At 41.8% G+C, this 26,700-nt stretch carries 20 protein-coding genes, 1 tRNA gene and 1 pseudogene; 12 read left to right on the top strand and 10 right to left on the bottom strand.

What is annotated here, in order from left to right; all coding sequences use genetic code 11:
• Nucleotides 1-33: 33 nt before the first annotated feature.
• A complete protein-coding gene (omp33-36, locus tag AZH43_RS11815) occupies nucleotides 34-927 on the bottom strand; it encodes a porin Omp33-36 (RefSeq protein ID WP_067669937.1) in 894 nt (297 codons plus the stop codon).
• Nucleotides 928-2,386: 1,459 nt separating this feature from the next.
• On the opposite strand from omp33-36, the gene AZH43_RS11810 reads away from it, so the two are divergent.
• Entirely contained in the window at nucleotides 2,387-4,090 is a 1,704-nt protein-coding gene (locus tag AZH43_RS11810; RefSeq protein WP_067669935.1) for a GGDEF domain-containing protein, read from the top strand.
• Nucleotides 4,091-4,394: 304 nt separating this feature from the next.
• Here AZH43_RS11810 and AZH43_RS11805 read toward each other — a convergent pair whose 3' ends face one another.
• Genes AZH43_RS11805 through uvrA form a run of 3 tightly spaced genes read right to left on the bottom strand, consistent with a single transcriptional unit; the run spans nucleotide 4,395 to nucleotide 8,022 of the window.
• Nucleotides 4,395-4,748: a hypothetical protein gene (locus AZH43_RS11805; protein WP_067669933.1), complete on the bottom strand. Its 354-nt coding sequence runs from the start codon at nucleotides 4,746-4,748 to the stop codon at nucleotides 4,395-4,397.
• A gap of 1 nt (nucleotide 4,749) precedes the next feature.
• Nucleotides 4,750-5,178, bottom strand: coding sequence for a hypothetical protein (locus tag AZH43_RS11800; RefSeq protein WP_067669931.1), 429 nt, complete (start codon nucleotides 5,176-5,178; stop codon nucleotides 4,750-4,752).
• A gap of 12 nt (nucleotides 5,179-5,190) precedes the next feature.
• Nucleotides 5,191-8,022 carry an excinuclease ABC subunit UvrA gene (gene uvrA / locus AZH43_RS11795; protein ID WP_067669929.1) on the bottom strand — a complete coding sequence of 944 codons (2,832 nt, stop codon included), beginning with the start codon at nucleotides 8,020-8,022 and terminating at the stop codon, nucleotides 5,191-5,193.
• 234 nt (nucleotides 8,023-8,256) lie between these two features.
• On the opposite strand from uvrA, the gene AZH43_RS11790 reads away from it, so the two are divergent.
• The 8 genes from AZH43_RS11790 (at nucleotide 8,257) to ahpC (ending at nucleotide 17,348) form a co-directional block, all read left to right on the top strand.
• Nucleotides 8,257-8,646, top strand: coding sequence for a hypothetical protein (locus tag AZH43_RS11790; protein WP_067669927.1), 390 nt, complete (start codon nucleotides 8,257-8,259; stop codon nucleotides 8,644-8,646).
• A gap of 66 nt (nucleotides 8,647-8,712) precedes the next feature.
• Nucleotides 8,713-9,048 carry a GlpM family protein gene (locus AZH43_RS11785; protein ID WP_067669925.1) on the top strand — a complete coding sequence of 112 codons (336 nt, stop codon included), beginning with the start codon at nucleotides 8,713-8,715 and terminating at the stop codon, nucleotides 9,046-9,048.
• A gap of 172 nt (nucleotides 9,049-9,220) precedes the next feature.
• Nucleotides 9,221-10,306, top strand: coding sequence for a DUF475 domain-containing protein (locus AZH43_RS11780; protein ID WP_067669923.1), 1,086 nt, complete (start codon nucleotides 9,221-9,223; stop codon nucleotides 10,304-10,306).
• Between the two features lie 147 nt (nucleotides 10,307-10,453).
• Nucleotides 10,454-11,818 (top strand): MFS transporter, encoded by a 1,365-nt coding sequence (locus tag AZH43_RS11775; RefSeq protein WP_067669921.1) that lies wholly within the window; start codon nucleotides 10,454-10,456, stop codon nucleotides 11,816-11,818.
• 51 nt (nucleotides 11,819-11,869) lie between these two features.
• Nucleotides 11,870-12,475: a single-stranded DNA-binding protein gene (gene ssb / locus AZH43_RS11770; RefSeq protein WP_067669919.1), complete on the top strand. Its 606-nt coding sequence runs from the start codon at nucleotides 11,870-11,872 to the stop codon at nucleotides 12,473-12,475.
• Between the two features lie 375 nt (nucleotides 12,476-12,850).
• On the top strand, nucleotides 12,851-15,244 hold the full coding sequence (locus tag AZH43_RS11765; protein WP_067669917.1) for an arylsulfatase: 2,394 nt from the start codon (nucleotides 12,851-12,853) through the stop codon (nucleotides 15,242-15,244).
• A 126-nt stretch (nucleotides 15,245-15,370) separates the two neighbouring features.
• A complete protein-coding gene (locus tag AZH43_RS11760; RefSeq protein ID WP_206598956.1) occupies nucleotides 15,371-16,597 on the top strand; it encodes an anaerobic sulfatase-maturation protein in 1,227 nt (408 codons plus the stop codon).
• A 187-nt stretch (nucleotides 16,598-16,784) separates the two neighbouring features.
• The gene (gene ahpC / locus AZH43_RS11755) at nucleotides 16,785-17,348 is read left to right on the top strand and encodes an alkyl hydroperoxide reductase subunit C (RefSeq protein ID WP_067669915.1); all 564 of its coding nucleotides are present in this window, start codon (nucleotides 16,785-16,787) and stop codon (nucleotides 17,346-17,348) included.
• 113 nt (nucleotides 17,349-17,461) lie between these two features.
• On the opposite strand, the gene AZH43_RS11750 is transcribed toward ahpC, so the two are convergent.
• On the bottom strand, nucleotides 17,462-18,388 hold the full coding sequence (locus AZH43_RS11750) for a LysR substrate-binding domain-containing protein (protein ID WP_067669913.1): 927 nt from the start codon (nucleotides 18,386-18,388) through the stop codon (nucleotides 17,462-17,464).
• Between the two features lie 115 nt (nucleotides 18,389-18,503).
• Nucleotides 18,504-19,130, bottom strand: coding sequence for an isochorismate family cysteine hydrolase YcaC (gene ycaC / locus AZH43_RS11745; protein ID WP_067669976.1), 627 nt, complete (start codon nucleotides 19,128-19,130; stop codon nucleotides 18,504-18,506).
• Between the two features lie 325 nt (nucleotides 19,131-19,455).
• On the opposite strand from ycaC, the gene AZH43_RS11740 reads away from it, so the two are divergent.
• From AZH43_RS11740 to AZH43_RS11725, 3 genes are all read left to right on the top strand, one after another.
• Nucleotides 19,456-20,337, top strand: coding sequence for a pirin family protein (locus AZH43_RS11740; RefSeq protein WP_067669911.1), 882 nt, complete (start codon nucleotides 19,456-19,458; stop codon nucleotides 20,335-20,337).
• Nucleotides 20,338-20,765: 428 nt separating this feature from the next.
• Entirely contained in the window at nucleotides 20,766-22,064 is a 1,299-nt protein-coding gene (locus tag AZH43_RS11730; protein WP_081406812.1) for an FAD-dependent oxidoreductase, read from the top strand.
• A 3-nt stretch (nucleotides 22,065-22,067) separates the two neighbouring features.
• Entirely contained in the window at nucleotides 22,068-22,898 is an 831-nt protein-coding gene (locus AZH43_RS11725) for an SAM-dependent methyltransferase (RefSeq protein WP_067669905.1), read from the top strand.
• Nucleotides 22,899-22,966: 68 nt separating this feature from the next.
• Here the strand turns inward: AZH43_RS11725 and AZH43_RS11720 are convergent.
• From AZH43_RS11720 to AZH43_RS11705, 4 genes and pseudogenes are all read right to left on the bottom strand, one after another.
• Nucleotides 22,967-23,042 (bottom strand) — tRNA-Thr (locus AZH43_RS11720).
• 135 nt (nucleotides 23,043-23,177) lie between these two features.
• Complete coding sequence (locus AZH43_RS11715) at nucleotides 23,178-23,405, bottom strand: hypothetical protein (RefSeq protein ID WP_067669903.1); 228 nt, start codon at nucleotides 23,403-23,405, stop codon at nucleotides 23,178-23,180.
• Nucleotides 23,406-24,093: 688 nt separating this feature from the next.
• Nucleotides 24,094-25,028: pseudogene (locus AZH43_RS11710) on the bottom strand (IS5 family transposase).
• A 372-nt stretch (nucleotides 25,029-25,400) separates the two neighbouring features.
• On the bottom strand, nucleotides 25,401-26,393 hold the full coding sequence (locus AZH43_RS11705; RefSeq protein ID WP_067669901.1) for a hypothetical protein: 993 nt from the start codon (nucleotides 26,391-26,393) through the stop codon (nucleotides 25,401-25,403).
• Between the last annotated feature and the right edge of the window lie 307 nt (nucleotides 26,394-26,700).

The following is a 26,700-nucleotide window of genomic DNA, read 5'->3' as shown; positions in this document are numbered from 1 at the left end:
AGCGTCCTTTTTTGAATTCCGTTTCTAAACGAATTAGAAACGGAATTTAGCGTTTACGCCAACAGTTTGAGTGTCTGTTACATAGTCAGCAAATTGAGCTTTATCAGCTTCAAAGTTAGCATTTACATAGCTAGCACCAACTGCAACAGCAGGAGTGATGAAGTAATTAACATTCACGCCCCAAGCTTTGCTTGGAGAATCATTGAAGCTAGATTCAGCGTAAGAAGCGCCAACGCTTAATTGAGGGTTCAAATAAAGGTCAGTTTTCAATTGATAAGCAGTGTCATCACCATAAATGATGCCAGACTCGAAACCTACAGCCATATTCGTGCCGTCGATTGCGCCAACATATTTAGCGCGTGCAGTGATTGCGTCTTGATCATCGCCAATAGTTGCAGTTTCTAGACCAGCTTTAGCAACACCATTATTTAAGATGTTGAATGTGTCTAAAGAATATTGATTAGCAACGCTAGTGTAACCTACCGCAACCAAGAAATTAGGAGCAGCAAGTGCACCCACTTCTAATGCATAGCGGTCGCCAGAATCATCTGAGTAACCAGTTTTGCTATCTGCGATTGTGTGATTGTATGATGCGCTTGCATATACAGGAACAACTTTAGTTGGAACATATGCTTCAGCTTTAACGCCAAATGCATGAACGGCATCACGATCGCCAGCTTCTTTATATTCGCCATAGCTGTAAGCTGCAGAAACATTAGAAGCTTGGTTTAGAAATGCTGCTTCAGCCAGTGGACCTTTAGAAGCGTCAACATTGTTGAAGTAGTAAGTGCCTTGAACAGCGCCAGTGAAGTCGTTGTCATTTGCTGTATTGTCGATGTATTCCGCTTGGCCTTGTACTTCAACTTGATACGCTTGAGCACCGGTCATGGCTAATAATAAAGCTGTGGCTAAACCGAGTTTTTTCATGATAGTTACCAGTTATGTTGCAAATGGATTAAACATTGAGCATTGTATTGTAACATTTTATTAAGTCAATGAACTAAAAGAACATTATTGTTTTGAGTATTTACTCTAAATCATGTAGTGTATAAAAAATGTGCGTTTGTATTTTTTATTGTCAACCTAAAAAATTCTGTCATAACAGTGGAATATGTTAAATAAAATTTCTGTGTTTCATGATTTTGCAAAAAACATGATTGTTATATTCGATTTTAATTATTATTTTAATCGTTAATTGTTATTGAAAATGCGCTTTGCTTCTCGGATGTTTCAAGCTCGCTTCAACATAATAAATTAAAAAAAGCCAAATTTTGATCAGGCATAGCCGGCTATTAAGGCAGATAGCGCGTATCCATCATGATTTATTCTGAATCTTCTTTAAATTTTAAATCTAATTTTCTCTTTTGGAGTGTTTTATCCATTTAAAAGCCGCCCGTCTTTGCTGAGTGAAATGAAAATTTTTTATTTGTAATTCAAATAAATATAACTACTTCTTCATTAAATAAATTAGTCTTTGGCTTAGTTTGGATTACATCATATTTAGTGTGATATTCCTTTAAATATCACCGAAGGCCTGATGAGGTGGTGAAGTAGAAAGTGTGCGAATGTATTATTAAATGATTTTTATACCTTAAATTTATCTGACTGGCTGGAGAGAGCAATAAATTTATTGCTCAGATTTTAAGATGGAAATATTTGATTAGTAATCAAATTTAGAATTATTGAAACAGCAAGCCAATTCCGACTGCATGTGTAGGCTTTACTTATTTGGCGAAATGTCACATAATATGTTCATTAGATCAGCTTGATTGCAATTTTTGTGATCCCTGACTGATTCTCCACAATTTTTTGTTTTATCCGCCCAGCTTTCCCCAAGGTTGGGCTTTTTTTTGTCTGAAATTTGACAGATTCGAGCGTACTAAATTTTAAATAAAGAGATTGTTGGATCATTTAAGCGCAAGTTTTATTATTTATTAAGCACTAATATGGTGCATTTTATTGAGTTTTCCTAAGCTGTAATTATAGCAGGCATAAAAAAAACCCCAGTTTTTATTCAAAACTGGGGTTTTCTCGCCAAAAATTGCGGGAAATTTAAAATTACTGCTGAGGATGATTTTAAAATGCCCTAATGCTGTGCATTATGCACCAAATTGTTGCATGTGTAAATAATTGAATTAAGGCTTGATTTAAAAATAATCTATTTTTTTTGTATCTTTATGAAATTTAAAATAAAAAATATCTTATACAAAATGTCTTTTTCTAAAGTAATTGCATATACTGAGCAGCGGACACTTTGGGGGAAAGGCTTGCTTTTATTTGAACTGAAATAAACAGCCAAATAGAACGCCGCGCCTAACAGTGGATTTTCTTTGCTTTGAATAAATCAGAGCATTAAATCATTGCGTGAGAGATCTCAGACATCGCTATAAATGCTTTGCGTTCAGAACATATCAGCAGCCGTTTATGGATCGCGATGCTTGTCATTGTACTGTCTGTGTCTTTAATCGGTTTGCCGCTGATCGTGAGCAGCTACCGCAGCTATCAAAAAAGCGCTGAGGCGCTGCAGGAAATTCAAAGCTTAAAAATTGTGGCGGAACTTGCCAATAAAATTTCCAAAGAACGCGCACCCGCCAATAATGTCATGTCCAGTCCACAAACTGATGCGCAGCAGCATTATGAGGCATTAAAAAAATACCGCGCTGAAGTCGATGTCCAAATTCAATCGACTATTCAAGTGCTGGAAAAAACCGGTCAGCACGACATAGCGCAAGGGCTCCGGCAGAATTTTTTGCCGGCATTAAGGAATGGGCGAAAGGCCGTTGATGGCTATATTGCAGTTCCCTATGCACAGCGTGAAATGCGCCGGATGGATGATGCTATTGTTGCTATGTTCCATGCATGGGACCCCTGTTACGAAGCGCTGCAGGATATCGTCCGCAATGCGAAATCAAAAGATGATGCTTTATCCAACTACTATATTTTAATTTTATTGCTGGCCGACTTGCGTGATCAGGCGGGGCGATCTGCATCCAATATCATGGCTGCGGTGACGTTCAATGCGCGCATATCTGATGAAAATCTTGCGCGTTCCATGCAGACCCAGCGCCAGACGCAATATTTATGGCAGCTGGTGGGCGTCATTCAGCCTGATTCTGCAAAAAATGATCAATTTCAGAAGCTTTATCAGCAAGTTAAAGATCAATTTTTGAATCAGGGCTTGCCGATTGTCAGCAACTTAATGGACGACAGCTTAAAAGGTCAGCCTTTCAGCAAGAATGGCCCAGAATTGACTCGGGCGATGGTCGGCAAATTTACCACCGTTGTGGATTTGCAGAATTATATTTTAGAAACCAGCGTCAGTACGGCGTACGCAAAGCAGCAGAATGCTCAGAAAGAATTTATTTATGCCATTTTAATGGTTTTGGTCTCTTTGCTGACGGTGTTATTGACCATGATTTATGCCAAAAAATGGGTCTTTGGGCCGTTAATTCTGGCGCGGGAGCAGCTGTTCAATCTTGCGCATGCAGAAAATAAAGCGCGCGCTTCTGAGAAAAAAGCCAAAGCGGATGCCAGTATTTTTGATGCGATCAGCCGGTTGCAGGCTCGGCTGCAGCAGCGTGAAGCACTGGAGTTTCAATTGAAGCATATTGCGCATTCGGATTCGCTGACAGGGGTCGCGAACCGTTTTGCGCTGGATGAGTATATTAAGCTGCTGGAAAAACAGCCAAGCCAGTTTAAAAATACCTGTTTGATGCTGATTGATATTGATAATTTTAAGCATGTAAATGATAGCTTGGGCCATATTGTTGGCGATTTGGTGATTCAGTCTGTGGCGGAAAGCTTGAAAAGCTGCATGCGGGCCTCTGATTTGCTGGTTCGCTATGGCGGCGATGAATTTTTGGTATTGATTGACGATATCAGCTTAGACACGGCGTTAAGGGTGGCGGAAAAAATCCGCAGGACTGTTTTGGCTTCAGAGCTTTTTCAAAGTGAAGAATTTGCGCAGGTCAATGTTTCTATCAGTGCTGGGGTTGCTGTAGGGGCTGCCAGCTGGATGGCGTTGCTGGCGCGTGCGGATGAGGCTTTGTTTCGGGCGAAGGCGAAAGGGAAGAATACGGTTTCGAATTAGTTTTTTTTGATTCGAAAAAAGCTTATTTCTGTAATTGATACTTTGTCTTTAAGTACAATCTTGTAATGATAACTCATTGTTTTTATTCATATGTTTTTTAATTAAGCGTTGTTTATAACGTATGTGCTTGCACGTCCTCACGTTGCTTTAAAATCTATTTTTCATTGCGTAGGTTTTCTTCACTTTTGACTGGGCATGAGAAGCCTTGCTTCGCAAGGCAAACCCCATTTTTTATGAAGGCACGTCCTTGTACCCCAGTCAAACGGGCGACAACCATGTCGCCGGTCATGTAATTTTCTAATAATTAATCTGCTAATAAATTGTCTAAATCAATAGATTCCTTCATAACACTAGACAGTAAATCATGTATGACTACATTGTTTGAAAATTCCCACTGAATTAAATTGTTCGTAATGATACAAAGATGATCAAATTCTGTTTGATACCAATGATCTAGATCAGAAAAATAATTCATACCAGTTTGAACATATAAATAAAAAACTTTGTTTTTATAAATGGTTTTAAAACATTGAGTAATATTCTCATCTGAATTTCTGGTTGTTAAAATTGTTGGTGGTTCAACGATTTCCCAATGAATTTCATTGTTTAAGGTTAATCTATTTAGCTTAGCCACAAGTTCAATTTCTTTTTGAGACATATTAAAACCTTGAATCCATAAGTGATTGCTTAAGAAATGTCTGTAACCCTACTAAAGCTGTATAGTAATTCCACATTTGATCTAAATTGGCTAGATCTTGAGGATATTTTTTTAGGAATTTTTTAATTTCTTTTTTATCGTCTGAAGACAAATTTTTGGCACTTTGTTTCAAACTGGCACGTACTGTTTCAACGATAATATTAATTTCATTTCTTATTGAAAGATTATTTAATGCTAATTTAGCGTAAAATTCTTCTCTGTTTTGATCAACTATTTTGAGTATTTCAGGAAGCTTAATTTTTGATAAGAAACTTTTCCGTAATGCATATGTTTGCCAAAGTACAAAAAAAGAAATTAATGTACCTAAAGTGGTTAGGAATAATCCTAACCACTGGTAGTGATTTTCAATAGGCGAATTAATAAATTCCAATTCAAAAATCCTTTATTTCAACAACGGCTTCAAGAACTTCGCTGTATGTGAAACTTTAGATTTCACCACATTTTCTGGTGTACCTTCGGCAATAATCATCCCGCCGCCGGCACCGCCTTCAGGGCCTAAATCAATAACCCAATCGGCAGTTTTAATCACATCTAAATTATGCTCAATCACGACAATGGTGTTGCCCTTGTTGCGCAGCTCATGCAGGATGTCCAGCAGTTTGGCAATGTCATGGAAATGCAGGCCGGTGGTCGGTTCATCCAGTACATACAGCGTTTTGCCTGTATCACGTTTTGCCAATTCACGAGCTAGTTTTACCCGCTGCGCCTCACCGCCAGACAGCGTAGTCGCAGACTGGCCTAAACGGATATAGCCCAAGCCCACTTGGTTTAAGGTCTCCAAACGGCGGTGAATCACTGGTATGGCATCAAAGAAATGCATCGCATCTTCAACAGTCATTTCCAATACATCCGAAATGTTTTTACCCTTGTAGTTCACTTCCAGCGTTTCGCGGTTATAGCGTTTGCCGTGGCACGAATCGCATGGCACGTACATATCCGGCAGGAAGTGCATCGCCACTTTAATCATGCCGTCGCCTTCGCAGGCCTCACAGCGTCCGCCTTTCACGTTAAACGAGAAACGGCCAGCCGCGTAGCCGCGCGCTTTAGCTTCCTGCGTCTGTGCAAATAATTCACGGATTGGCGTAAATAAACCGGTGTATGTAGCGGGGTTCGAGCGCGGGGTGCGGCCAATTGGACTTTGGTCAATATCGACAACTTTATCTAAAAACTGCAGGCCGTCAATCGAATCAAATTTTTCCGCGGTCAGCGTAGTCGCGCCATTCAATTGGGTTGCCGCTAAGGGCAGCAAAGTGCGGTTAATCAGCGTCGATTTGCCTGAACCCGAAACGCCGGTTACGCAAGTCATAATGCCCAGCGGAATGGTCAAATCTACATTTTTCAGGTTATGGCCCGCTGCGCCCATCAATTTGATTTGTTCTTCAGGTTTTGGCGGCTGCACACGTTTTTTCGGCACTTCAATTTTTAACTTGCCCGATAAATATTGGCCGGTAAGAGAGTCCGGATTGGCCAGAATTTCTTCATAGGTGCCTTCCGCAATCACATGGCCGCCATGAATGCCTGCGCCAGGGCCAATATCAATAATATGATCGGCTGCACGGATCGCATCTTCATCATGCTCAACGACTAAAACCGTATTGCCAAGATCACGTAAACGAACCAAAGTTTCTAACAGACGATCATTATCTCGTTGATGCAAACCGATTGAAGGTTCATCCAGCACATACATCACGCCCATGAGGCCAGCGCCAATTTGCGACGCTAGCCGGATCCGCTGTGCTTCACCGCCAGATAAGGTTTCTGCAGAACGTGACAGGCTTAAATAGTTCAGCCCGACCGAGACTAAAAAGTGCAGGCGTTCGCGGATTTCTTTAAAGATTTTATCGCCAATTTCGCCTTTCGCGCCTTGTAGCTGCACATGCTGATAATATTCTTCCGCATCGCCAATCGACATTTTGGTAATTTGCGCAATGGTCTTGTCTAAAATTTTGACATTGCGCGAAATTTCATTCAGGCGTGAACCATCGCAGGCATCACAGGCGGCATTGGATAAATATTGCGCTAAGTCTTCACGGACGTAATTGCTTTCTGTTTCGCGGTAACGGCGTTCTAAATGCGGCAAAATGCCTTCAAAAGGCTGCACGCGGTTATGGCGGCGGCCGCGCTCATCAATATAGCTTAAATCAACTTTATCCTTGCCTGTGCCGTACAGGAATTTCTTTTTGGTCTCGGCGTCCAGTTCATTCCACGGTGTTTCCAAGGCAAAGCCGTAATGATCCGCTACTTTTTGAATCATGCTGTAATAGTAAGGGCGCTGTCTGTCCCAGCCGCGGATCGCGCCTTGGCTGATTGATATTTCAGTGTTTGGAATCAGTTTATCTGCACTGAAATGGCTGCGGGTGCCTAAACCGTCACAGACTGGGCAGGCGCCGAAAGGATTGTTGAAGGAAAACAGGCGCGGTTCAAGTTCACCGACTGCGCGTTCACATTCAGGGCATGAATGCTTTGCTGAAAAAGTGCGGTCATTTTGTTCGCCATTCATCCATGACAAAATGGCGATGTCGCCGCCTAAGCGCAAGGCTGTTTCAAAGCTTTCGGCAATGCGGTTGCCTAAATCATCACGGACTTTAAAACGGTCGACGACCACTTCAATGGTATGCTTTTTCTTTTTATCCAGTTCCGGCAGCGGATCAATTTCCATGATTTCGCCATCGACACGCGCGCGGACAAAACCTTGGCTCTGCAGCTGTTCAAACAGCGCGGTGTATTCCCCTTTACGCTCGCGAACAACAGGCGCCAGCAGCATCAGCGCAGTGCCTTCTTCTAAAACTTTAACCGCATCCACCATTTCCGAAATGGTCTGCGCCACCATTGGCAGATCATGTTCTGGGCAGTAGGGGGTGCCGACACGCGCATACAGCAGGCGCAAATAGTCGTAAATTTCAGTAATGGTGCCCACTGTGGAACGCGGGTTGTGGCTGGTGGATTTCTGTTCAATGGCAATGGCTGGGCTGAGGCCTTCAATCGAGTCAACCTCGGGCTTTTCCATTTGCGACAGGAATTGGCGCGCATAGGCAGACAAAGATTCTACATAGCGGCGCTGGCCTTCAGCATATAAGGTATCAAAAGCCAAAGATGATTTGCCTGAACCCGAAAGCCCCGTAATCACCACAAACTTGTCGCGTGGAATATCAAGGGACACATTTTTTAAGTTATGGGTGCGTGCGCCTCGAATACGGATGTGGCTTTGGCTCATAAAAACATCTCAGTTTGCTGCAAATTGAAGGTTATATATGATAGCGCATGAAAAATGTTCAAGTGTAAAAAACCTCGAATTTCATGTTCATATTGTGAGAAAAAGGCAGGATTGCTTCAATGCGCCATGCTCTGGCTATTGGCTCCGTGGCAAAGAAGCCTGATAAACTAAGGGCATTCGAATCGGCGGGTCAGCCAAAGCATCAGCCGCTGAGCCCTGCATTAAGGACAGCCCATGAATTTAATAATGAATTGTACCGCGAAATATACCGCGCTTTTGTCAGCAGGCCTGCTGCTGGCATTGACTGCGTGCAGCAAAGCGCCTGATGGGCAGAAAGTCCGGGCAGAAAAATATGCAACTGTGCCTGAAGCCACGAAAGCGCTGGATGCGGAAAGTGGAAAAATTGATCAGCTGATTGTGCAGCTGGGACAGGCGGCGTCTGAAGCTGAGCAAAAAAAACTGAGCTGTGAACAAATTCCTGCGCATTATGCGCGTATGCTGGCCATTCTAGAGGCGAATCAGCATTTGATGACGGCTTCGGATCAAAAAATACAGCAAGATTTTAAACAGCTGACGCTTGAGCAAAAGCGGAATTTTGAAAGCAGTCCGCTGTGCAAATTATAAAACCGGTCTATTCCATCAGATATTTTGCCTGAGTACGGATTTTCCAAAAGGCTTGAGAAAGAGAAAATGCTGTCCTTATTTTTAAAAAGCCTGCTGGGCGCAGCCGCGGTATTGATCATTGCGGCTTTTTCAAAAAGCAAAGTGTTTTATATTGCCGGATTGGTGCCGCTGTTTCCTACCTTTGCCTTGATTGCGCATGTCATTGTTGCGCAGGAAAAAGGCGCTGAAGCGCTGCGTCAAACTGCGCTGTTTGGCATCTGGTCTTTAATTCCTTATTTTATTTATCTGCTGCTGGTGTATGTGTTGGCTGAAAGGCTGCCTTTATGGAGCTGTTTAGGCGTAGCAGGGCTGGGCTGGGTGGCTGCGGCGGCAGTCCTGATTTATGCATGGCAGCATATTTGAACTTAAAATAAAATGGGCAGCTCAAAACTTTAGGCCTGTTCAAAAAAATCATACGAAGTGTTTTGGCATCGTCTAGAAAAGCAGTCATAATTGCGCACATTAAATCTTAAACAATTTTCTTTAAGTTTTACCCAATTTCCCACCGTTAAAAAAATTCATAGGTCGATTTGTCATGATGAAACATTTTGGTTTCTCAATCATCTTTACGATCGTGTGTCTGGGTATTGCTGCGTATTGGGGTTTTACCCATGGACCCAACGCAGGCATTCAGGCCATGATTACCGCGCTGACCATTACTGCGATTTTGGCGGTCATGGAAGTGTCGCTGTCTTTTGACAATGCTGTTGTCAATGCTTCGGTGCTTCGCGGCTGGGATCATTTTTGGAAAATGATCTTCTTAACTGTCGGTATTGTTATTGCGGTTTTCGGCATGCGTCTGGTTTTCCCAATTGTGATTGTTGCGGTCACTGCGGATATGGGCATGCTGGAAGTGGTCAAAATGGCGCTGAATGATCCTATTCAATACTCAGCCAAATTGATGGCGCATCATGCAGAAATTGCGGCTTTTGGCGGCGCTTTCCTGATGCTGGTTTTCCTGAACTTTTTCTTGGATGAAGGCAAGGATACCCATTGGTTTAAATGGCTGGAGGCGCGTTTGGCCAATATGGCCAACGTGCCGGCGATGTCCGCTTTCCTGGCGCTGATTGCGCTGCTGATTATGGCGGCCAATGTTGAAGAAGCGAAGCGTTTAGTAGTCACAATGGCCGGTATTTGGGGCATCGTGATTTATATTGGTGTGCAGGTGCTGAGCCATTTGCTGGGCGGCGAACCTGAAATTGATGAAGAAGGCAATGCCGTTGCGCATGACGCCAGCGGTGCGACAACTGGCGTGATCAAGGCTGGCATCGGCGGCTTCCTGTATTTGGAAGTGCTGGATGCTTCGTTCAGTTTTGATGGCGTGATTGGCGCGTTTGCGATTACTTCTGACGTTGTCATCATTATGCTGGGCTTAGCCATCGGGGCAATGTTCGTGCGTTCAATGACTATTTATTTAGTCGAAAAAGGCACATTGGATGCCTATATTTATCTTGAGCATGGCGCGCATTACGCGATTGGCGCGCTGGCCTTCATTATGCTGGCCAGCGGTACAGGCGTGCATGTGCCGGAAGTGGTTACCGGCCTGATTGGCGTGGCATTTATTGTTTGGGCAATTATTGCATCCATTCAATATAAAAAACGCCAAGAACTGCGCGGTTAATCTTGGCTTCATAAAAAAACGCTACAATAGAAGGGTGCAGAATGCGCCCTTTTTTATTGGCGCGGTTGCGTGAATACATCAGCACTGACAGCAGGAATGATGTAGGATATCTCCATCCATTTTCCCTTTAAAATTACGCTTATTGATATGATGAATGCTTTAGAACGCCGCTCAACTTTTGCCCTAAGCAGTATTTTTGCATTGCGCATGTTGGGCCTGTTCATGATTATCCCCGTGTTTTCGGTGGCCGGGCAGTCTTATCAATATGCAACGCCGGCTCTAATTGGCCTTGCAGTTGGCGTTTATGGCTTAACGCAAGCAATTTTACAGATTCCATTCAGCTTGATTGCCGACCGTTACAGCCGAAAGCCTTTGGTGGTGATCGGCCTTTTGCTGTTTGCATTGGGCGGCGCTGTGGCAGCGATGTCTGAAACCATTTACGGCGTGATTATTGGCCGCGCCATTGCTGGCGGCGGGGCGGTTTCTGCGGTGGTGATGGCGCTGCTGGCAGATGTGACCCGGGAAGAGCAGCGCACCAAAGCCATGGCCATTATGGGCATGAGCATAGGCCTTTCTTTTGTCGTGGCATTCAGCTTAGGGCCATGGCTTACCGGCCTTGTCGGAATTTCCGGCTTGTTCTGGGTCACCACGATTATGGGCTTGGGCGCAATTGCGACCCTGCTGCTGGTTCCCAAAGTCACCCGGCATCACCGGAATTATCAGCAAGGCTATCTGACCCAGCTGAAGCAAGTGCTGAAAATGGGCAATTTAAACCGCCTGCATGTTTCTGTATTTTCATTGCATCTGCTGCTGACCGCGATGTTTATTTATGTGCCGTCCCAGCTGATTAATTTTGCCAAAATTCCGCTATCCAGCCATGGCTTGGTGTACCTGCCGTTATTGGTGTTCAGCCTATTTTTTGCCTTTCCGAGCATTATCTTGGCAGAAAAATACCGTAAAATGCGCGGCATTTTTCTGACAGCGATTGGCGGCATTATTTTGGGGCTTGCGGTGCTGATTTTCGGTTATGAATCGAAATATGTGCTGCTGACGGGTCTAGGGCTGTTCTTCATCGCTTTTAACGTAATGGAGGCGCTGCTGCCATCTTGGCTGTCTAAAGCTGCGCCGATTCAGTCAAAAGCCACCGCGATGGGCGTGAACGCCAGTGCGCAATTTTTGGGCGCATTCTTTGGCGGTATGATTGGCGGACAGCTTTTGCTGCTGAACAATACGGCAATGGGGTGGAGCATTTTAACCGCGATAGCTGTCATCTGGCTGTTGATCAGCTTTGGATTGGCGCAGCCGCGTTACCTTTCATCGCTGGTGCTGCGCTTGCCGGAGGCTAAACAAACAGATGAATGGACTTCTCAGCTTTTAGCGATTCGTGGTATTGAAGAGGTCGTGGTGATGTCTGACCAGCAAGTAGCCTATGTCAAGGTCGATAAGCAGCAAATAGATGATGCTGCGCGACAACATTTAACGCACTTGTTAGGGAAAGAGGTAGCCATTTAAGCATAACTCTTATAAAGTAAATAATAGAAACAAATAGGAAGAATACGTCTGATGCGTGGTGTAAATAAGGTCATTTTAGTCGGTACTTTAGGCCGAGATCCTGAAACAAAAACTTTCCCGAACGGCGGTTCGCTGACTCAGTTCTCAATCGCAACCAGCGATTCTTGGACAGATAAAAGTACCGGTGAGCGCAAAGAGCAAACAGAATGGCACCGCATTGTACTGCATAACCGTTTAGGTGAAATTGCACAGCAATACCTGCGTAAAGGCTCTAAAGTGTACATTGAAGGTTCATTACGTACCCGTCAATGGACAGACCAGAATGGTCAAGAACGTTACACCACAGAAATCCGCGGTGAACAAATGCAGATGCTGGACAGCAGTCGTCCGCAAGGTGAACAGGGTCAAGGCTTTGAGCAGCCCCGTTTCAACAATAACAGCCAAGGCGGTTATAACAATAACCAGCAGGGCGGTTATGGCGGCCAAGGTGGAAATAATCAGGGCGGCAGCAACCAAGGCGGTTACGGCGCGAATAATCAAGGCGCCAGCAACCAAGGCAATGGTTATGCGAACAATAACCCGAGCGGTTTTGCGCCTAAAGCTCCGGCAGCGCCAGCTTCTGCCCCAGCAGATTTAGATGATGACCTTCCATTCTAAATTGTACAATATGTAAATATTGTACTTTAAGTAAAATAAGAACCTGATTTTTATCAGGTTCTTTTTTTTATTTTTAATTTACTCATAAAATATAACTAAATTTTTAAATCAAGTGCACAAATAAGCTCATTCAAGAAAAAGTGGTCTGTTATTAAAAAAATGTTTAATAAATGCTCGATAGTTTATTGTTTAATCATTGTGCTTTAAAAAATGCCCAATATTTATAAATATTCGTTATATTGATTAGTATGAAAAATAACCATTTTGATGTGGGGATTATTACGATTAAAAGATGGATATCTCAAAATTTAAAAAAAAACATAGTCTTTAAATAGAAGAACGATTTAATAATTGCAATAAAGAACGGAGAGTTTTATGGATTTATTAAAAAAGTTTAGATTAAAAAAGCTGCCTATTTTAATGCTGCCTTTTGGGTTAGTTTCAGGTGGAGTGACGGCTCAAAATATTTTACCCTTCCCGCCAGCGCCGACAGCCAGTATTGCAAAAGATACTATGGCGGAGTCAACGCATAAACGCCGTGAAGAGCCCGCACGCTTAGCTGCAAATGCACCCAATATTTTAATTATTTTAATGGATGATGTTGGTCCAGGCACGCCAAGCACCTATGGGGGATTGGTTAACACGCCAACTTTAAGCCGTGTTGCAAATCAAGGTGTATCTTATAATGAATTTCACTCGACAGCGATGAGTTCACCGACTCGCGCATCACTGTTAACAGGTCGAAATCATACGCGTATTGGCAATGGTCAAATTACCGAATGGGCAAATGATTGGGATGGTTTTAGTGGTGTTATTCCGAAAACTTCAGCGACTTTGCCCGAAGTTTTAAAGAACTATGGTTATAGTACCGCGGCGTTTGGCAAGTGGCACAACACACCGCCTTTGCAAATTTCACAAAATGGCCCTTTTGATTTTTGGCCTACAGGTTATGGCTTCGAGCATTTTTATGGCTTCCTCGCAGGGGAATCGAACCAATACGAGCCAACGCTGGTCTATAACACGACTTATGTCGATAAACTGCCAAAAACACCTGAAGAAGGTTATCACCTTACTGATGATTTAGCCGACAATGCCATTAAGTGGATGCATCAGCAGCATTCCTTTAATCCGGATAAGCCTTTATTTATGTATTGGGCACCGGGCGCTGCACATGGGCCGCATCAAGTCGACAAAAAATGGGCAGATAAATATAAAGGCAAATTTGATGGCGGATGGGATCAATACCGTGAAGTGGTATTTGAACGTCAGAAAAAATTGGGCTTTATCCCTAAAGGTACTAAGCTTACAGCACGTCCTGACAGTTTAGCTGCATGGAAAGATATTCCTGAAAGTGAACGTGCATTTCAGACACGTTTAATGGAAGTCTTTGCTGGTTTTGCTGAACATGCCGACTACAATGCAGGCCGAATTCTCGATGAAATGGAGAAAATGGGTATCGCTGACAATACTTTGGTTTTCTATATTTGGGGGGATAACGGCTCAAGTGCAGAAGGGCAAAAGGGTACAGTCAGCGAGCTGTTGGCGCAAAACCAAATCCCAACTGAAATTTCAGAACATTTGCGTGTTTTAAATGAAGATTTGGACGGTTTGGATGCATTGGGCGGGCCAAAAACTGACAATATGTATCATGCTGGTTGGGCGTGGGCAGGTTCAACACCGTTTAAAGGCACGAAACTATTAGGTGCATATTTTGGTGGAACACGTCAGCCAATGGCAGTGTCATGGCCACAAAAAATTAAGCACGATACAGCTATTCGCTCTCAATTCCACCATGTGAATGACATTACCCCAACTGTTTATGATGTTCTAAAAATTACCCCGCCTGATGTGGTCAATGGTTTTAACCAAGATCCAATTGATGGTGTAAGCATGGCGTACACCTTTGGCAATGCAAAAGCCAAAGACCAAAAGCACACGCAATTTTTTGACATTATGGGAAGCCGAGGCATTTATCATGATGGATGGATGGCAAGTACATTTGGCCCGCGTGTGCCATGGTTAACTGTAACACCGGGGCTTGCTGAATGGACCCCTGAAAAAGATGTTTGGGAACTTTATAATCTGAAAAATGACTTTAGTCAGGCAGATGATTTAGCCAAGAAAGATCCGAAAAAATTAGAAGAAATGAAGGCACTCTTCATGGAAGAATCACGTAAGAATAAAAACTTGCCAATTGGCGGTGGTTTATATGTCTTAACGCATCCTGAAGCGATTATTCAAAACCCAAGAACCAAATTTAGCTTACCGGGTGATACTACGTTGCGTGAAGCAATTGCACCGCGTGTGGCGACCATTCCGAACCGTACGGTGATTGATCTGGATGTGCCTGCGAATCCGAAAGGTGCGTTGATTGCCATTGGCGGTTTTGCGGGCGGTATGTCTATTTATGCCGATAAAGATGGTTATCTAAACTACGAATATAATTTATTTGAAGTTGAGCGTACGATCTTAAAAGGCAAAACTAAACTTGCGCCGGGCAAAGCGAAAATTGAGGTTGTACTGAAAAAAGGTGCAGCGCCAAGTGATAAAGGGGCACATTTATCATCAGGTGATGTAACAGTACTGGTCAATGGTCAGGAAGATATTAAGGGGACAATTCCAACATTGATTACAGCGGCATTTACTGTCAATGACACTTTAGATATTGGGCAGGACTTGGGTTCACCTGTATCCAATTCATATTATCACCAAGCACCTTACAAGTTTAATGGTAAGGTGAATCAAGTGGATATTGAGTATTTAAAATAATTATTTCAAGTATGAACACAATGAATTGAAATAAAAATTGTGCTCAAAAACAACAATGAGGAATACTGCCAATGTGCGGTATTCCTTCAATTATTTTTTCAGTATTTGGAATGAGTACATCAACTTATGATGAATAAGCCATTTTATATTTCATCTAAACCAACAGGATCAATCTGTAATTTGGATTGTAATTATTGCTATTATTTAGAAAAAACCCATTTATATTCTAAAAATGATAAGCAATTCATGGATGTAGAAATGTTGGAACACTATATAAAATCTTATATAGAAGAGAGTTCAACGGCAGAGGTTATTTTTACATGGCATGGCGGTGAGCCACTTTTACAAAAAATTGATTTTTATAAAAAAGCATTAGAATTTCAAAGCATTTATGCGAAAAAATTTAGACGTAAAGTGGTCAATTCTTTACAAACCAATGGCACATTAATTAATGATGAATGGGCTCAATTTTTTGCACAGCATCAATTTTTAATTGGTTTATCTTTAGATGGACCTGCTCAGCTGCATGATTATTATCGTTCTACAAAGACAGGGAAGCCGACTTTTGATGCGGTAATGCGTGGTTTGGAATTACTAAAAAAATATCGAGTCGAATTTAATATTTTGGCGACAGTGAACAGTTATAACGTACATTTTCCATTAAAAATTTATAACTTCTATAAAGAAATTGGTGCACGTTATATTCAATTTACTCCAATTGTTGAACGTGAAATGACCGGTACTGATGACACATTGAAAGGTTTGCATCTTGCGTCGCCACTTATTCCAAATAAACAGGCAAAAATTACCGAATGGACGGTTAACCCTTTAGATTATGGGAAGTTCTTAAATACAATTTTTGATGAATGGGTCAAACAGGACGTAGGCGAGTACTTTATTATCAATTTTGATGCCATGCTTGCCAATTGGATGGGTGTAGAGCCCCCAATTTGTGTCTTTGCCAAAAAATGTGGGCATGCGATTGCCATGGAGCACAATGGTGATATTTATTCTTGCGACCATTTTGTTTTTGATGATTATAAGTTAGGCAATATTCGTCAGGATAAATTGTCCACGTTATTGAAGAGCGCTGAGCAGGTTAAGTTTGGTAATGACAAGCAGGACAATTTACCAAGCCAATGTAAACAATGTGAATTTTTATTTGCATGTAATGGTGAGTGTCCTAAAAACCGTATTTTATATACCAAAGATGGTGAGCCAAATTTAAATTATTTGTGTGAAGGTTTTAAGATTTTTTATCGGCATATCGATCCTTATATGACTTTCATGGTCAATGAGTTACGCAATAACCGAAGCCCGTCAAATATTGTTAAAATGTTTGATCATGTTTAATTGACTGATTTCAAAAATAAAAAACGACTTAAGCGGATGTTTAGGTCATTTTTTATGATATCTAAAAATATAAAATCTAATAATTCGATTGTTATTATAAAAAACTACGGTTTTACCAATTTATAAATCTTTCGTATTCTAGCTTCAACAGATAAGCAATCCCCAAAATGTTGAAGAGGAATATGAAATGAGCTTGATCAATACTGAAGTAAAACCATTTAATGCAACGGCTTATAAAGATGGCCAATTCATTGAAGTTTCTGAAAAAGATATGATAGGAAAATGGTCTGTTGTATTTTTCTATCCTGCAGATTTTACTTTTGTATGTCCAACAGAATTAGGCGATCTTGCTGATCATTATGCTGAATTCCAAAAAATGGGCGTTGAAATTTATTCAGTATCGACAGATACGCATTTCACGCACAAAGCATGGCATGATTCTTCTGACGAAATTAAGAAAATCGAATATCCAATGGTTGGCGATCCAACTTGGACTTTGGCGAAAAACTTTGACGTGCTGATTGAAGCGGATGGTTTGGCAGACCGCGGTACATTTGTGATTGACCCAGAAGGTAAAATCCAAATTGTAGAAATCAACGCTGGCGGTATTGGCCGTGATGCTTCTGAATTACTGCGCAAAGTGAAAGCCGCGCAATATGTGCATGCGCATCCTGGTGAAGTTTGCCCGGCAAAATGGAAAGAAGGTGAAGCGACACTGGCTCCTTCAATCGACTTGGTCGGCAAAATCTAAGCAAAAGGCATTCTCCTTTTGACCGTCAAAAATCCAGCAGTTGGCTGGATTTTTGCCGTTTGAGGCCTGTTATGGGGTTGGCGGCTTGTTCTAGGCAATACGCACTGCAATTCTTATTGCATCAGATAGCCCTGATGATTTTCCGCATTGGCGCGAAGGCCTTCCACCAAATGATCAATCAACTTTTCCATGACCAGCCGCTGGCCTTTGCGCGATGCGTAAACCAGCTGCACCGTACCGACATTGGAACACCAGTCCGGTAAAATATGGACTAAACGGCCGTCGGCTAAATCTTTTTCTACAGTTAAATACGGCAAGTCGGCAATGCCAAGCCCGTCGATGACTGAATAATACACCCCTGCAAGGTCATTGCTCTTGATCCGGGGCTCTAAAGGAATGTCTATCTGTTCCTGACTGCCTATATGATGGAGCAGCCAGTGATAGTGCGGTTTCTGTGTTCCCAAAACAATGGTGGGATAATTGTTGATTTCAGTCGGGAACTGAATAGTGCGGCCTTGCAGCAGCTCTGGGCTGGCCACTAGGCAGTGCGTGGTTTTAATGACATCGCGCACCACAATGCTGGAATCTTCATTGGCTTGAAAATTGGTTCGAATCGCTAAATCAATATCATCATGCAGCACATCCACACGGCGGCTGGTCAGCTCCATTTCGACCTGCACTTTCGGATAGGCTTTTAAAAATTGATTCAGCAGGCTGCGGATTTGATAGCGCATCATCACTGAAGGGCAGCTGATTTTAACCAGTCCCTGCGGTTCGCTTGTTTGCTTCAGCAATACATTGTGTGCGCATTCCACTTGCTGAATGACTTTTTCACATTCTTTGAAAAATTCTTGGCCCAGCGGCGTTACTTTAAAGTGGCGGGTTGAGCGCTGAATAAGCGTCACATTGAATTGCGCTTCCAGATCTAAAATCCGGCGGCTGAGTTTGGACTTGGTGATATTGGATGCATCGCTGGCGGCGCTGAATCCGCCATGTTTCACCACAAGATAGAAGTAATAATAATCATCAAATGAATGCATAAATCACCAATGTCGGGCTGAGCTGGCGTGATGGGCTTTTTAGCATGATACGTGAAATTGCGTCGGCTTAATACGCGAAAAGCGGCCCTCAGGCCGCTTTAGGCTGCGCAGTTTATTATTTTTGTGCAGTATTTTGAGTATAGCTGTTGATCAGATTGCGGTAATCCGGAATGTGATTGCCGAACAAGGCGCCAAGACCTTCAATATCGTTGCGCCAGTCACGGTGCAATTCACATGCAGCGCCAAACCATGTCATTAACTGAGCGCCGGCTTGAGACATGCGGTCCCATGCAGAATCGCGGGTTAAGTGATTAAACGTGCCTGAAGCATCGGTAATCACAAAGACATCAAAATCTTCTGCAAGCGCAGACAGCGTTGGAAAAGCCACACAGACTTCAGTGACTACGCCGGCAATGATCAGCTGCTTTTTGCCCGTGGCTTTGACTGCTTTGACAAAGTCTTCGTTGTCCCACGCATTGATTTGGCCAGGGCGGGCAATATAGGGCGCATCTGGAAAAAGCTCATTCAGTTCCGGCACCAGCGGGCCATTCGGGCCCTGTTCAAAACTGGTGGTTAAAATGGTTGGAAGATTGAAATACTTGGCCGCTGCAGCCAGTGCAAGCACATTATTTTTAAATTTATCTGGATCAATATCGCGGACCAAAGAAAGCAGGCCGGTTTGATGGTCAACTAAAAGAACCGCAGCATTATCTTTATCTAAACGTACGTAAGGTTTGCCCATTTTCTTGTCCTCAGAAGTGTTATGCATTCGGTGCAGTGCTGCTGATGCAATCACTGGAAGTTGATTGTGCAAGGCGGATGAAAAGCCTTGCGCTGTTTAAAAAGCATAAAGGTGATAATAGGATAATCCCAGTCAGAAGATTGAGAAAAACAATCCTAAACGTAGGATGGTCTTATTTAAAACCCATGAAATAGGTGGAAAACCATTTATCTTGAATAAATTATCATATTTTTAGGATTGTGTATGCCGGCTTCAGGCTATCTGAAAGCATTGTAAAGGACTACGATTAATCCCATGTTCATCCTATTGCAGATAGGAGTAAAAGATGAAAAAAGTTATAGGCGTTTACCGCAATCATAATATGCATTGGGTCGGCGATGGTTTTCCAGTGAAAAATCTGTTCTCTTACGACCGTTTAGGTCAAGCGATCAGCCCATTTTTACTGCTTGATTACGCGGCGCCGTATCCATTTGAGCCAACAAATGAGCAGCATGGCGTCGGGTCGCACCCGCACCGCGGCTTTGAAACCGTGACGATTGCTTATCAAGGCGAAGTTTCGCATAAAGACTCTGCCGGCGGCGGCGGCACCATCCAGTCTGGCGATGTGCAGTGGATGACTGCAGGGGCAGGCGTGGTGCATGAGGAATTTCATTCCCCTGAATTTGCGAAGCAGGGCGGCCTGTTTGAAATGGTTCAGCTTTGGGTCAACCTGCCGGCCAAAGATAAAATGACTGCGCCGCGCTATCAAGCGCTTGCTGCTGCGGATATTCCGCGGATAGAAATGGATGATGATGCGGGGCATATCCGTGTCATTGCCGGAGAATTCGGCGGCCATCATGGCCCAGCCAGTACATTCAGCCCAATCAATGTTTGGGATGGTCAGCTGAAAGCTGATTATGAAACTTTTGTGCATGTTCCTGCAGGCCATAATGCACTGCTGGTGGTGCTGAAAGGCGAAGTTGCAGTAAATGGCGGACAAAAGGTGCTGGACAGCTCGATTGTGATGTTTGAGCGTGATGGCGATACTGCGGTTCAATTGCAGGCTTATCAGGATACGCAGTTTTTGGTGCTGACCGGTGAACCTCTGAATGAGCCAATTCAAGGCTATGGGCCATTTGTCATGAACAGTAAAGATGAAATCATTCAGGCATTTAATGATTTCAATGCCGGAAAATTCGGAGAAATTCCAGTTCAGTCTGCGCATTAAACCCATAAAAAAGCCCTGTAATGTTAAAAAGAAGCCCCTGAAAAATTCAGGGGGCTTTCTTCTTTTGCGCTGCTGCTGTTATTGTTTTGCCGCAATCACATTCAAGCCGATGATATTTATTGTGATGCAGTTATCGTTTTTTATAATATCAATATTAGCTTTAATTTTTTTAAAAGTAAAACCATCGTTAAAAAAATGGTTAATATATCTATATAATTTATTAGATTATTTATATTTATTATTAATTAATTTCCTGATTTATCTTGAATTTATTGCACAAATTAAAATGTGTTAAAAGATGTAAATAACTGCTTTTGTGGGTTTTTGTATCTGCTGCTGAAAAAAGCGTAATCTGGTAGTTTTTAATAACCTGTTTCTTACCGGCATGGGTCATAATTTTATAAAAGTTTGATACACGGAATAGAAGATTGGATATTGCAGTCATCGGCAGCGGCATGTCTGGGCTTGCTGCCGCAAGAATTCTAAAAGACGCAGGGCATAACATTACAATTTTTGAAGCGTTGCCTGGACGCGGCATGGACAGTCACAGCACTGAATTTGAAGGCGGCTTGATTGATGCGCCTTTGCGTGTGATGAATCCGCATCTTTGGAATAATACTTTAAGCTTGGCGGCCTATTTAGGCATAAAAACCTTTCCAGTGCGCACGTATATGGCCTGCAGCTGGCTGTTTGAAGACAAAACGGAAACTTGGCTGACCACCACGCGCAGCCGCATCGGCAATTTCCCGATTATCAATAACCGCAAAGGCATTCAGCAATATGGCTGGCGTTTAGTCAAAGGCATGCTGCAGCTGAAAACGGCGATTGCTAAATTCTTCAAATCAAAAGATCAAGACATTACTTTGGCGGAATTTATCAACCGCAATGACATTGAAGAGGTCTTTTGGCATGGTGCAGTGATGCCTGTGCTGTATACCATTTGTACCTGCAATCCCAAAACAATTGGCGAATGGCCGGCCAAACCTTTGCTGGTTTTCTTGCGCCAATTGACTGATGGTGATGCTTTGCTCCGCATTCAGGGCGGTACGCCTGCCTTGGTGAACAAACTTGTTGAAGGCATTAATATTGTCAGCGGTTCAGCCATTACCTCTGTAAAAGAAGACGGTGAAAAAGTGCTGGTGGCGAATGCTCAAGGCCAAACCACCGAGTTTGATCGGGTTGTCGTGGCGACTCCAACCACAAAAATTGAAGAATTTTTAAATGCCGAGCAGTTTGCAGAGGATATTGCGCTGCTGAGAAAATTCAAATTTGAGCAGGGCGATTTGGTGATTCATACGGATCAAACCGTGATGCCGCCAAAACGTAAAGATTGGGCTGTACTCAGCTATATGATGGACCGAAAATTCACCAAACAGCAATTTACGGTGTGGCTGAACTCCATTGAGCCGAGCTTGGTTGGCAAAACACCGGTTTTCCAAACTTGGCGCCCAGTGACGCCAATTGACCCGAAAAAAATTATTTCGACGGTTGTCTTGACCCGTGCAGTGGTGGATTCAGATACAGTTGCATTAAATAAAGAATTGCAGCTGCGTCATAAATCGCAAAACAGAAAAGTGTTCTATTGCGGTTCATGGTCATGCGACGGTTTGCCAATTTTAGAATCTGCAGTCACGTCCGCTATGCATATTGCCGAAATCTTCGGCGCGCCATTGCCATTTGTCGGTTTAAAACCTCAGGTGGAGGTTGCGCCGCAGCTGGGCTATTAAGGAATGAAATGGCTTCAGGCGCTCCGAAGCCAGTTTCCTCAGCATAAGTATGCGGTTAATGCGAAACTGCTGGGGGATGATGCCGTATTGGCTTGGAGCAATTTAGGCTATTGGCAGGCGGATGCAGATTCATATCCGCAGGCTTGCCAAGCGCTTGCTGAGCATTTGGCGCAAGCCATTCAGCTGAACGCCCATGACCGGCTGCTGGACTTGGGCTGCGGGCAAGGCGCCAGCCTGCAGCTTTGGCTGAAGCAATTTAAGGTTCAGCGTTTATATGCGCTGGAAATGCAGCCAGCCTCCATTGAAAAAATCAAAAAAGAATTAAATTCAAAAGCCGCAATTTACTGCGCCTCTTTTTTAAATTTAAAAACAGTTTTCCCTCAGACAACCTTTGATGCAGTGCTGTGCATTGATGCGGCTTACCATAGCCCTTTAAATTCATTTCTGCGGTCTGTTCAATCTGTTTTGAATTCAAAAGGCCGTTTGGGTTTTCATTATTTAATGCTGTCGGAAGAATATTTGAATTCAAATGCGCTGCAAAAATTGAAATATCGGGCGCTGCTGAAAGCGGCGGATGTGAATCTATCTGATTTGCTGTCTGAAAAAGAGCTGTATGCCGCGCTGGAAAGTTCCAGTTTTAAGAATATTCAAATTGAGGATATCAGTGCGCAGGTGTTTGCAGGCTTTGCGCATTATGCAGAAACAGTGCTGGCAGATGCGCTGCCGTCAAATCATTTAGATATCTTGAAAATACGCATGACGGCTAAATTGTGCCGGACGTTGTATGCGGGCGGCGCCGTCCGATATGTGCAGATTGCAGCGCAGAAAGGCTAAGCATCTCGATTAAAAAAAACGCATCGCCCAGAAACATCAAAGCCCCACTGGAAAGTGAGGCTAAGAAATGGTGCCGGCACACGGATTCGAACTGTGGACCTACTGATTACAAGTCAGTTGCTCTACCAACTGAGCTATGCCGGCATTGTGAAAAGCATTTTACAGATTTTTTTTTAAGGTGCAAGCCAAAAAATGAGCGATTGAATGCATACTTTCAATGTATGAGGATATAGCTGTCAATCCGCCAGCTATATCCATTAAGAATGGTGCGGGCTGTATTTATTTACTGCGCAGGATCCGGTCTAAGTCTTGCGCGCACTCTTCAAGGGTAAATGCGGTGTCCAGCTGCAGCTGAGGCTTCAGTTCATTGGCGAGAACCCGCCATTGTTCGATCAGTTTAAGGGCTTTTTGGATTTTATGCTTATTGATGTCTTTGGCTGCAGTCGGCGTATAGCCGCCGCGTTTCGCATTCTTGATCTGTTTGACATAGTTTAGGCTGTTATTCATGTGCTCTCCCGAATAGCAGTTATTTATGCTGAATGTTGAGTGACGCTTTCAATGATTAAATGGATCAAGGTGGATGGTCTGTTTAAAAGGTTTTTAACTATCACGGTGTTTAGTTTTTTTTTGCAACGCCCTGAAAAATTGCATTAATCCTTTTTTAGCACAGAGTTTGCGAATTGTCTTTAAGCAGTAAATTTTCAATTTGTAATAAAACGTGTCTATGGGAAGGGTGCTGGAGAAATACTTTTAAGAAGCCTCAGCAGCTTGTTTTATTTGCATTTTAGCTTTGATTTAAGCTGGGCTGGCGGTCATTTAATATGAAAGAATCAAGTTTAAACTGCCCCCGCCAATGACATAAAACTGCAGCGGAATGGCGTTTGAAATTATAAAAGCAGCACTAGAAAAGCGCCCGCTGGCAGGCACTGCCCCCTGAGCCAGTGTAAATATCAGGTTTAGAGTTTATGAAGATGCCATAAAAACCCCCAGCTTGGGGTTGGGTTTTTTTATGGTTCAGGGTTGAATCATCAGCGTAATGAATCTTGAACTCTATTTATGTCTTTGTATGGATAATCTTGTACAGGGCCAGCAGCCGGAAGCGTCATCCATAGCCCTTGTGTTAAGCGGTTGGATCCATTTTCAGGCTTTGTTGCACAAAGATATGGAAGCTAAACCTCTCCAAAGCCAAACAAATTTAAGTGACAACTTGAGTATGCGGTCGACCTAATTCTGTAAATTTATTTAATACGGATACGCGAGCATGAATCTCATTGACTTGGCTATCGAAATTTTTGGCACTAAGCTTATCTGCCAATAATTTGATGCAATGCACCTGGGTTTCCACTAAGCTTCGTCGATGATAACCAGACCATTTTTTCCAAATCGCTCTTCCTCGGCGTTTGACCATTTTTAATAATTCATTTCTCTCTATGATCTCATTTGCTTGTTTTGCCAAGGCTTTGCATTCTTTCTGGGTGGAATCACAGCATGTGCTTGTCGATCTGAAATAAGCTGTCGGCAGCATTGAGTGTCATAAGCTCCGTCAGTATAAACAGAGTCAATTCGCTCATCTCATCAGGTAGAATTTGATTGAGTAAATCACCAAGTACTTGTGAATCACTGATGTTATTTGTTGTTCACTGTACAGCCTGCATTTGCAAGGTTTGAGCATCTATACCACTATGCAGTTTACGCCATTGGCAGCGGTATTCAGGCTGACACTTCTTACGTTTTTACTCACTTTTACCTAAAAACTTCAGGCCAGTTGAGTACAAGTAGATGCAGTCCATCACTGCTTTTTCGGTAGCTAATCGCAATATTAATATGCTTTTGTCGTCTGCAAAGTGTGGTGTAATCCGGTGCTGTCCAATTTAAACCGCAAAGTTGAATCAGGCTTTGGACAAAGCCTGCGACCATTCTTAAAGAAAGGCGAAATAGAGATTTGATTATCAAGCAGCATTGAATCTCTGTATCGGAATAAGTTTGATTTCGTCCACGCTTGCCTTGTGGCTGTGAGTACTATTAAGTCTGAGGATCAAACCAAATTGATATATTTCCTCTTTTGATTAAAGCTTGGTTATACGAGGACCTAGTGTTTATGCGATAGATTTTGGGTTCAGGTTTCTTCATTCGGAAATTATATTGATGAAAAAGAATTCAATGGTAGGTTTGTGCAACAAAGCCTTTTTCTAAGAAAAGCATCTGTAAGCATTGCAGCGGTTTCTGTAGAAATCTGGGGGGTAATTTATTATACCCCCGACCATATAGCGGGATTGCAATAGATAAAGTAGATATCATCAGACACAAAAAAAGCCTAAATCCTTTGGATTTAAGCTTTTTAAGACCTCATGAACTATCATGAGGATAGAATATGGCGAGAGAGGGAATCATATTTTTAATTTAAGATTATGAAATTAAAAAATATTTAGAAATTAAATTTTTATTTTACCACCAATTTTACCCCCAATTTGTTGACGATAGATAGCTGAAGTAGTAAAAAATTTATTTCTTACATTTTTCTTCGCGTTTGCGATGATCAAATTTTTTCTTATTCCATGCAAGCTGAATTCTTCTTAAAGTTTCCTTGTGTCTAGATTCATCTAATAAGAACCAGATATCAAGTTGATGAAGCATAAGGTTAATGCGCTCTTCATCGTTAGAAGGGACGTAATTTATATTATTGTTTATTTCACAGTTAATTATATTTTTTTCAATATAGGTATATAACCAAATAGAAAAACTATTATTTTCCATATTTTTATCAATAGCTGTTCTAGATTTCTTTTGTATCTCATTAAAAGTAAGCATAAAGGCGTTAAAAGCATAAGTATAATCTTTTCCTCTTAAAAATTTATCTATAAGTTCAAGATTTACTAATAATGAAGTATTGTTACCATGGAAGTAGACTAATTCACCTTTATTAAAGATTTCTTTATTAAATGACTTATTTTTTATAGGTTTTAAGTTTTTATTTTCTTTGACATACTGATTGGTATTTTTCTCAGTAAATTTTCTATGATTGACATAGGTTGAAGAGTTATCTACGATTAATTCATTAAGATCAATATTTATAAAATTATGGCTAATAAGTGATTCTAAATCTGTAGATTTATTTAAATTATGTTCAATATTTATATCTGGATTTAGATTGTAATAAATAAAGCTTGCTAGTCTTTTATTGTTATTAATAATTTTAAGTTGTCTAATAAGATCAGAATGTGGGATTTCATAGCAAAGTTTATTTAAGAATTCTATTTTTTCTTTTTTACTTATTTCTAAGTTAAAAATCAATAATAATGCTCTACGCTTAATATCAATTAATGTTTCACAATCTTCAATTATTTTAAGTACAAAATTGAAAATTCTATTTTTTGTAAGACCATCAATTTCATTATCAAACTCTATTGCGGTTCTGGCTATTACCCACACAAATAAATTTAGATCTAGCTTCTTGACAGATTGTTCTAATTCTTTTAATTCACTTTTAGAATGCATGGATTGTTCAACTTTATTCAATAAAAAGGTAGAAGTTCAGTAGTAAATATATCATAAATTAGTATGCTTTTTAGGTTGTTGGGGAGGGTTAAGTGTAATAAATTAGTAATAATTTTTATTGTAAGTATCTGTTTTATATTTTATAAGTAAAAATATTTATTGAGAGGGTCTTAAACTATTGGATAAAAAAGGCTTGACTTTTTATCTTGAATTTAAGATTCATTGCCATGGATGCTAACGGTCATAAATAGTTCTTAGAATTATTTTTAAATTTTTATTGTAGGTTATTAATATTATTTAGATTTAT

This window comes from Acinetobacter pragensis, assembly GCF_001605895.1.
Taxonomy (GTDB): Bacteria; Pseudomonadota; Gammaproteobacteria; order Pseudomonadales; family Moraxellaceae; genus Acinetobacter; species Acinetobacter pragensis.
The sequence above is the reverse complement of the archived record's forward strand: the minus strand, read 5'-3'. Positions and strand labels throughout refer to the sequence as shown.